The organism is Okeania hirsuta, from assembly GCF_003838195.1.
GTDB lineage: Bacteria > Cyanobacteriota > Cyanobacteriia > Cyanobacteriales > Microcoleaceae > Okeania > Okeania hirsuta.
In genome coordinates, this window is sequence record NZ_RCBY01000089.1 from 20,948 (window position 1) to 27,956 (window position 7,009).

General features: G+C 36.8%; 6 protein-coding genes. 3 read left to right on the forward strand and 3 right to left on the reverse strand.

From position 1 onward, the window contains the following. The first annotated feature begins 331 nt into the window (after positions 1-331). The 3 genes from crtR (at position 332) to D5R40_RS39680 (ending at position 2,383) form a co-directional block, all read left to right on the forward strand. Positions 332-1,243 (forward strand): beta-carotene hydroxylase, encoded by a 912-nt coding sequence (crtR, locus tag D5R40_RS16130; protein WP_124145141.1) that lies wholly within the window; start codon positions 332-334, stop codon positions 1,241-1,243. A 574-nt stretch (positions 1,244-1,817) separates the two neighbouring features. Next, a complete protein-coding gene (locus tag D5R40_RS39675) occupies positions 1,818-2,159 on the forward strand; it encodes an SDR family NAD(P)-dependent oxidoreductase (protein ID WP_275670380.1) in 342 nt (113 codons plus the stop codon). Positions 2,160-2,251: 92 nt separating this feature from the next. Then, positions 2,252-2,383, forward strand: a complete 132-nt coding sequence (locus D5R40_RS39680; protein ID WP_161564538.1) for an SDR family oxidoreductase — start codon at positions 2,252-2,254, stop codon at positions 2,381-2,383. A gap of 1,184 nt (positions 2,384-3,567) precedes the next feature. Here D5R40_RS39680 and D5R40_RS16140 read toward each other — a convergent pair. From D5R40_RS16140 to map, 3 genes are all read right to left on the reverse strand, one after another. Beyond that, positions 3,568-4,170 (reverse strand): hypothetical protein, encoded by a 603-nt coding sequence (locus D5R40_RS16140; RefSeq protein WP_124145138.1) that lies wholly within the window; start codon positions 4,168-4,170, stop codon positions 3,568-3,570. A gap of 130 nt (positions 4,171-4,300) precedes the next feature. Continuing rightward, the gene (locus D5R40_RS16145) at positions 4,301-5,977 is read right to left on the reverse strand and encodes a CHAT domain-containing protein (protein WP_124145139.1); all 1,677 of its coding nucleotides are present in this window, start codon (positions 5,975-5,977) and stop codon (positions 4,301-4,303) included. 136 nt (positions 5,978-6,113) lie between these two features. Then, positions 6,114-6,875: a type I methionyl aminopeptidase gene (map, locus tag D5R40_RS16150; RefSeq protein WP_375339385.1), complete on the reverse strand. Its 762-nt coding sequence runs from the start codon at positions 6,873-6,875 to the stop codon at positions 6,114-6,116. Between the last annotated feature and the right edge of the window lie 134 nt (positions 6,876-7,009).

Sequence of the window (7,009 nt, forward strand, 5' to 3'; positions counted from 1 at the left end):
AATAGTGCCTACATTTATTTATGACTATACTACTGGGCGAGATTGATATCTTAGACTACCATACTCAAAGGATGTCAATGCAACTATTAATAATTACTTTTTACTCTTAAAATTATTTAATTAGCAACAATCTGTATTTTTTATAATTTAAGTTTTAGGATCGGGGTCTAATTTATGGGGATCGCGATTAACTTTATTTAATTTCTCCTATAACCAAAGATTCTAATTATTTTGTTTATATTAATAATATTTCATATATCTTTACAAAATTTTGCCTATATCGTATTGTAATAAAAAAAGTCTCAATCAATATAGAGGAGTGCAAATTAAAATGTTGGAGGCAGGGCTGCAAACGACAGTCCCAAGAGAGTTATTAAGCCCGTCTGGAGGCTTAAATACTAACTTACTCATGTTTTTGAGTGCTATAGGAATAATAATTTCCTCAACCTGCGGTTACTGGTACTGGCACTTTCCTGGCTGGTGCTGCTTCTTGATGAATGTTCTAGCCTTACATATGGCAGGAACAGTAATTCACGATGCTTCCCATAATTCAGCCCATAAGAATCGCTTAGTTAATGCTATTTTAGGTCACGGCAGCGCCTTGATGTTAGGTTTTGCTTTCCCAGTATTTACAAGAGTACACCTACAGCATCATGCCCATGTTAACGACCCAGAAAATGACCCAGATCATTTTGTTTCTACTGGTGGCCCCTTATGGCTAATTGCAGCCCGTTTTTTCTACCATGAAATCTTCTTTTTTAAAAGACGACTTTGGCGGAAATTTGAACTATGGGAATGGTTTTTTAGCCGTTTAGTAGTGTTCACAATGATAGGTGTGTCCATATATTTTGGGTTTCTGGATTATATTTTAAATTATTGGTTTTCTCCTGCTTTAGTTGTTGGTTTAGCTCTAGGGTTATTTTTTGATTATTTACCTCATCGTCCTTTCCAGGAACGCGATCGCTGGCACAATGCTAGAGTTTATCCAAGTGGCTTACTCAATATTCTGATTTGTGGACAGAATTACCATTTAATTCATCATTTATGGCCTTCTATACCTTGGTATAATTACAAACCTGCTTATGAAGTTATGAAGCCACTTTTAGATGTTAAGGGTTCTCCTCAATCTTTAGGATTATTGCAAGGAAAAAATTTTTGGAGCTTTCTGTATGATGTTTTTTTAGGAATTAGGTTTCATAAGCACCAGCATTCTCAACCCCAGGAAAAGGGGAAATTAACATGAGAAAAAATTGAGTATCATCAATAATTTTTTGAGCTAATCAAATAATATTTGTGTTAGTTAATATGATTAATTTTTCCGATATTTCTTTCCTTTGTTCTAGTAGCAGATAATTTTTTTGAACTCCAGAATTTTTTTTTGTTTCATTAGTCTCAATTAGTTTTATGTATTGATGGCTTCCAAATTACCGATATTCATGGAAGCCAATCATCAAGAATAAAGAAAAATTTGACACTGAACTAGATAATTTTTTAAATACATATTTAAGAAGGATGCCATAGCACTACCAATTTTTTGCTCGGCATTCAGCTACTAGAAGAATAATTTTGACTTTGATAAAATTATTCTATTTTTCAATGTTATTTTACATTACGGTCATAAACAACAAGCAGCAGAAGCGATCGCCACTCAAATTGGTTAAGATAAATGTTATTTATTAAAAGCAGACTTAGTGGAAAAAAATGTTGCTGTGAAATTATCGCTTTAAGCGATTACCTGGCAAGGTCGTATTGATCTTCTGGTGAATAATGCTGGAATTTTTGTTGCTACTAGCGTAGATGATGAAATAGACATTTGAATTAATGCTTGGCAACAAACTTTGCAAGTAAATTTAGTTGCAGTTGCCGATCTATGTCGAGAAGCAATTCGTCATTTTCAAACTCGTGACGGTGGCACTATTATTAATATTGCTAGTCGAGCTGCTTTTCGTGGAGACGACCCCCAACATATTCACTATGCAGCTTCTAAAGGTGGGGTGATTTCGCTAACTCGTACTATTGCCCGTGGTTTTGTCAAGTCTAATATTTTAGCTTATGCTGTTGCACCTGGGTTTGTGCGTACTGAGAGGTTATTTGTAAATAATTATGAAGTGTTTTTACCCCTGGCAAATTGGGTATTTCAGCCTATAAATCTGGGATAAATAACCAAGTTGTTACAGTTTAAAGGTCAATCATTTTATATTACAAAATTTTACAAACAGTCTCTGAGAGAGTAGAAAGTTATCATCAATAGGTGGGAGAAGATTTTGCTACCCGCGATATTCCTTTGGGTCAGTTGGCAACACCAGAAGACGTTGCTAACGTTGTCGCTTTTTTAGCATCTGGTTTAGCACCTATACTACAGAAGCAACTATTGATATTATAGCAATGTGCGCTCAGGTATTTACAATGTCCAGCTCAAAGTGCAGTAAGCGAACAGGTGTACAAAAAATAATGTGTAAATATGCCAGCGCACATTGCTATAATGGCGCTTCTTATGTACGGTGACATTTTGAATATTTTAGGATTGCTATATTACATTATATCCGGTTGAATAGTTGGGAGGAAGAGTCAGGAGTCACGAGTCAGGAGGAAGCGGGGAAGCAAGGAATATGAGAAGAAAGTTATTGTTTGCGTAAGCACAATGGAGTTTGATCGTACGATTAATTACTTATAATAAAGTTTTTGTTTGTAGTTGGACTTTAGTCCTAATACTAAGTATTGTAAGGGCTAAAACCCAACTAGGAAGCCCTATTATAACTGTTATACCGTAAGCATAGCTCCCCCGAAGGGGGCACATGATATAAATAATTACCCGGACTTGATATTATCGACTCACCCGGAGATCAAATTACAAACATTAAAATTACAAACATATTCAGAAAAAGGGGTTGCACATTATGGAATTATATTGCCAAAAATTAGTTTAGATTATGAATAAAAAAAACCATTAATTAATAGAGTTGTCGCTAAATAGAGGGAAAAAATCGCTCCAACCTAGACAGAGCAATAATTTCAAGGCCTTTTTAGCCACCAATAGCTACAATCCTTATATAACAAGGTTTTTGGGGGTTTTTGAAGTTATAAAGCGACAAGTCTAATAATTCTAGCAATTCTCAAATTCAAAATCCAATTCAATCAAAAATCTAAAATCATTCGTCACTGTGCAATGCCCAGAAAAAAGTCTAGCAGTTCTCAGTTCAGTTACTCGTCAGTAAATATTGATCATTAAAAAACTAAAAACCGCTATTTCTTAATTAATATACTTGTCGCTTGATAACTTAAAAAATCCCCAAAAACCTTGTTATGTAAGAATTCTAGATATTAGGAAATTAAAAAACTTAGAATGATTGCTCTGTCTAGGTTGGAGCGATTTTTTCCCTTTATTTAGCGACTACTCTAATATACTTGTCGCTTGATAACTTAAAAAATCCCCAAAAACCTTGTTCTATAAGGATTGTAGCTATTGGAGGCTAAAATTACTTGGAATGATTGCTCTGTCTAGGTTGGAGCGATTTTTTCCCCTATATTTAGCGACAACTCTAATATATTAAATTGGGTAGATAAAAATTAATTATTAGCTTTCTCTATAGCATAGAGCGCGATCGCTAAACTCAATCGTGCTTGTTCAACTTCTGACAAATCATACCAAGAAGTTGATTGGATTGTTGCCAAAGTATTTTCTACTGCATCATCATGACTACCACGCATAGAATAAGCTAGGGGACGCGCCATTACTTCCAAATCTTCCAAATCCCAACCTGGTAAAACTTCGCTGACACAATGTACCAATTGGTCTGACAGAGATAGAATAGACCCTAAACTATTCACCTGATCGACAACATTAACAGCAACCTTGCCTAACTTGTTGAGTAAATTATTGGGAGCAAGACCTGAAAACTTCTCAGATAAGGAATTCTGAATATCAATCACAGAAAACAGTTGATCGGTTTGACTTAAAAATTGTTTGCAACCGGAAGTTATTTCCACATCGGTTAGTAAATCAGACAATGGTAACTCCTGCTCAAGAGAATCAAAATAAGAGTCTGATTCTGCTGTTTCTGGATTCCAAGGATAGGCAATATCATCAAGAACTATCGAATTTAATAAATCCAATTCTACTTGAGTAGAATTATTAGCAGAAAACTGAGAGCGGGAAGGCTGATTCTTCATAATTTTATCCTGAGTAAAAATAATTCATCTTCTATTAAATATAGAAGTAGGTAATTAGGAATATTGTTATTTCCTACTTAATCAGCTACAAAAGCAACCTAGCTAGTTCCGCAATTCTAACTTAGATTAACTAGCTAAAATCTTTTGTTGTTTCAATCACAAACTCAAAAGCTTGACCTTGAGAACTGCCAAATTTTACCAGTGTTCCTGATGTTATGGCAACCTCATCACGATGTATTCTTCGCCAATCACCAGACTGATAAATTAAAGTACCAAAACGAGAAATATCTTTTAAGAAATAAATGGGTTCAACCTGTTCGCTCGGAAAGCAACGAGAAAAAATTTCAGCGTGTTTTTGGGAAACCCACCGCTCAAAAATCACCACATCATTTTCCTGAGAACGTCCGACCGCGATCGTACCAGGCCAAATAGGCCAAACTTCATTATTGTTGTCTTGAGAACGTAAAAAAGCTCTAGAAGTTGAACTACTAATCCAAGTCGGAGAGTTAGTGGGTAGTTGAGTTACCAACTCATCGAAGACTTGAATTAATTGACCATTGAACTCTGGGTGCATATATAATACTGGTAAAGTCCAAGCTGGTTGATTAAATCTATAGAGAGTTAATAACTGTTGCCTAGCCACAGCTACTGCTTGATCTATCAACATTCCCTCTGTCAAACATTGCGCAAAAACTTGAATAAAACTCAAAGCTTCTCCATCGGCAATTTCATCTCGCATCCCTAAAACTGCTGGTACTCCATGATGAATTAATACTTCTGCTAGACTACTGCGTGGTATTGCCTGTACTTGACCAGAAGATATATCTGTAGCTGGTTGCGCTCCCCAACAAGCGTTGAATACTGCCAAGGTTACTCCGTTGCGAACCAGAACTTGTGCTAGCTCAGTACCATTAAGAGTAGTCTCAGGTGCTAAAAATAACCAACCGCCATCTGGGCCTGGTTTACCATGGCCAGCATAAAAAAGTACATTATAATTTTCTTTATCTAGATGGGAAATTAATTCTTCTGGAGTCGGTTGAATTAATGTATCGACATTGCAAGGAATAATAGAATTAAATCTGTGTAAATTTTGGTTTGTAATCTCGCGGGGTTTTAAAACCTCAGTTATTCGAGCTGCTTCTTCTTCTAGCTCTAATTTGGACAAAGTAGAAAATTGATGGTCTTTAGCTGAGGATGATTGTCCTTGAGGCGCATTTTCCCCCATCACCAGGAGAATATTCAAATATGGGGAAGGTGGGAGAGGAGGTAAGGAGTGAACGTCACTGGTAGTACGACTAAACAAAATTTCCCTACTTAGAGAAAAGGCAGGTAAAGAAATTCCTGGTTGCATAATTTCCCAGGGTAGGGCAATTAATTCGGGTGCGCGAATATCCAATCTTACTTGTAAGGGCAGTTCTTGGCCAATGGCAATACCTTGACTTTGATGGAGACTTTGAGCAATTTCTCCTTGAAATAGCCACTGCCACAGACTAATACCCAAATTTTGCATCAGGCGACTGGTACGATTAATTTTGACATTGGAAGCAGGGGCAGGATGAATATTTGGAGTTGATGCTAAAGCTGGTTGAGGTGTACCGATCGGAATAGCAGGTAAACTTTGGGGAGAGAATACTTCTAACCAAGCCTTCCAAGCTTGTGACAAGGTTTCTGGCCAAATTTGATCGTGGTGGACATATCCCCGTTGGAAAGGAGCCTGCATTACCCAGATGGCAAAATGATTAGCTTCTGGGATATTCAGGCGGGCGATCGCTATATTTAGGCAAGGACTTTCTGGTGGGAAAGGCATTCAATTTTTTCTAAACTATATATTAAATGTACTCAAAGAAATCTATGTTAATTTACCTATATTATTTTAGGTCTTAAGGCTTCATTCCATAATGAGACATATATTATTTATTTAGACAGAAAATTTGTTTTTTCAATTAATTTAATGTGAGAATTTCCACCCCTTCTTCTGTGACAGCGACAGTATGTTCAAATTGGGCTGAAAGTTTTTTGTCTTTGGTAATTACAGTCCAGCGATCGGCTAAGGTCTTAATATTGTGAGTTCCTTCATTGAGCATTGGTTCAACAGTAAAAACCATGCCAGGGCGTAATTTTAAACCTCGACCTCGTTGGCCATAGTGAGGAATTTGTGGCTCTGTATGAAACTGCCTACCAACTCCATGACCAACCATTTCTCGTACAACAGAAAATCCATTAGCTTTGGCATATTCCTGAATTGCTGTCCCAATATCTCCAACTCTTGCCCCTGGTTTTATTTCAGCAATCCGTAGCATCATACACTCTTCGGTTACTTTTAGCAATTTTTGAGCTGAGGCTGATGGGTTACCTACTAAAAATGTTCTGGAAGTATCACCGTGGTAGCCATCGAGAATGGGGGTAACGTCAATATTGATAATATCTCCGTCTTTGAGTATCTGTTTGGGGTTGGGAATACCATGACAAACTACTTCATTAATACTGGTACAGATAGAACCAGTAAATGGAGGATGACCGGGAGGGGTATAGCCAAGTTGGGCACTGATGGCTCCCTGTGCCTGAGTCCAATTTTCGGCTTCGTCGTTTAATTCTTGAGTGCTAACTCCTGGTTGTACTATTGGTTCAAGATGGTTGAGTAAATTGGCTGCGAGTCTCCCCACTCGGCGCATTTTTTCTAATTCTCTCGTGGAGAGCAAAATAATTCCAGATGTTTTTATAGGAGCTTAACGAAATGTTTGATTGATAATAGTTAAGTTTTTCCGATTCATGGCCAGATGTCATTTCAGTTATCAGTTATCAGTTATCAGTTATCAGTTATCAGTTATCAGTTATCAGT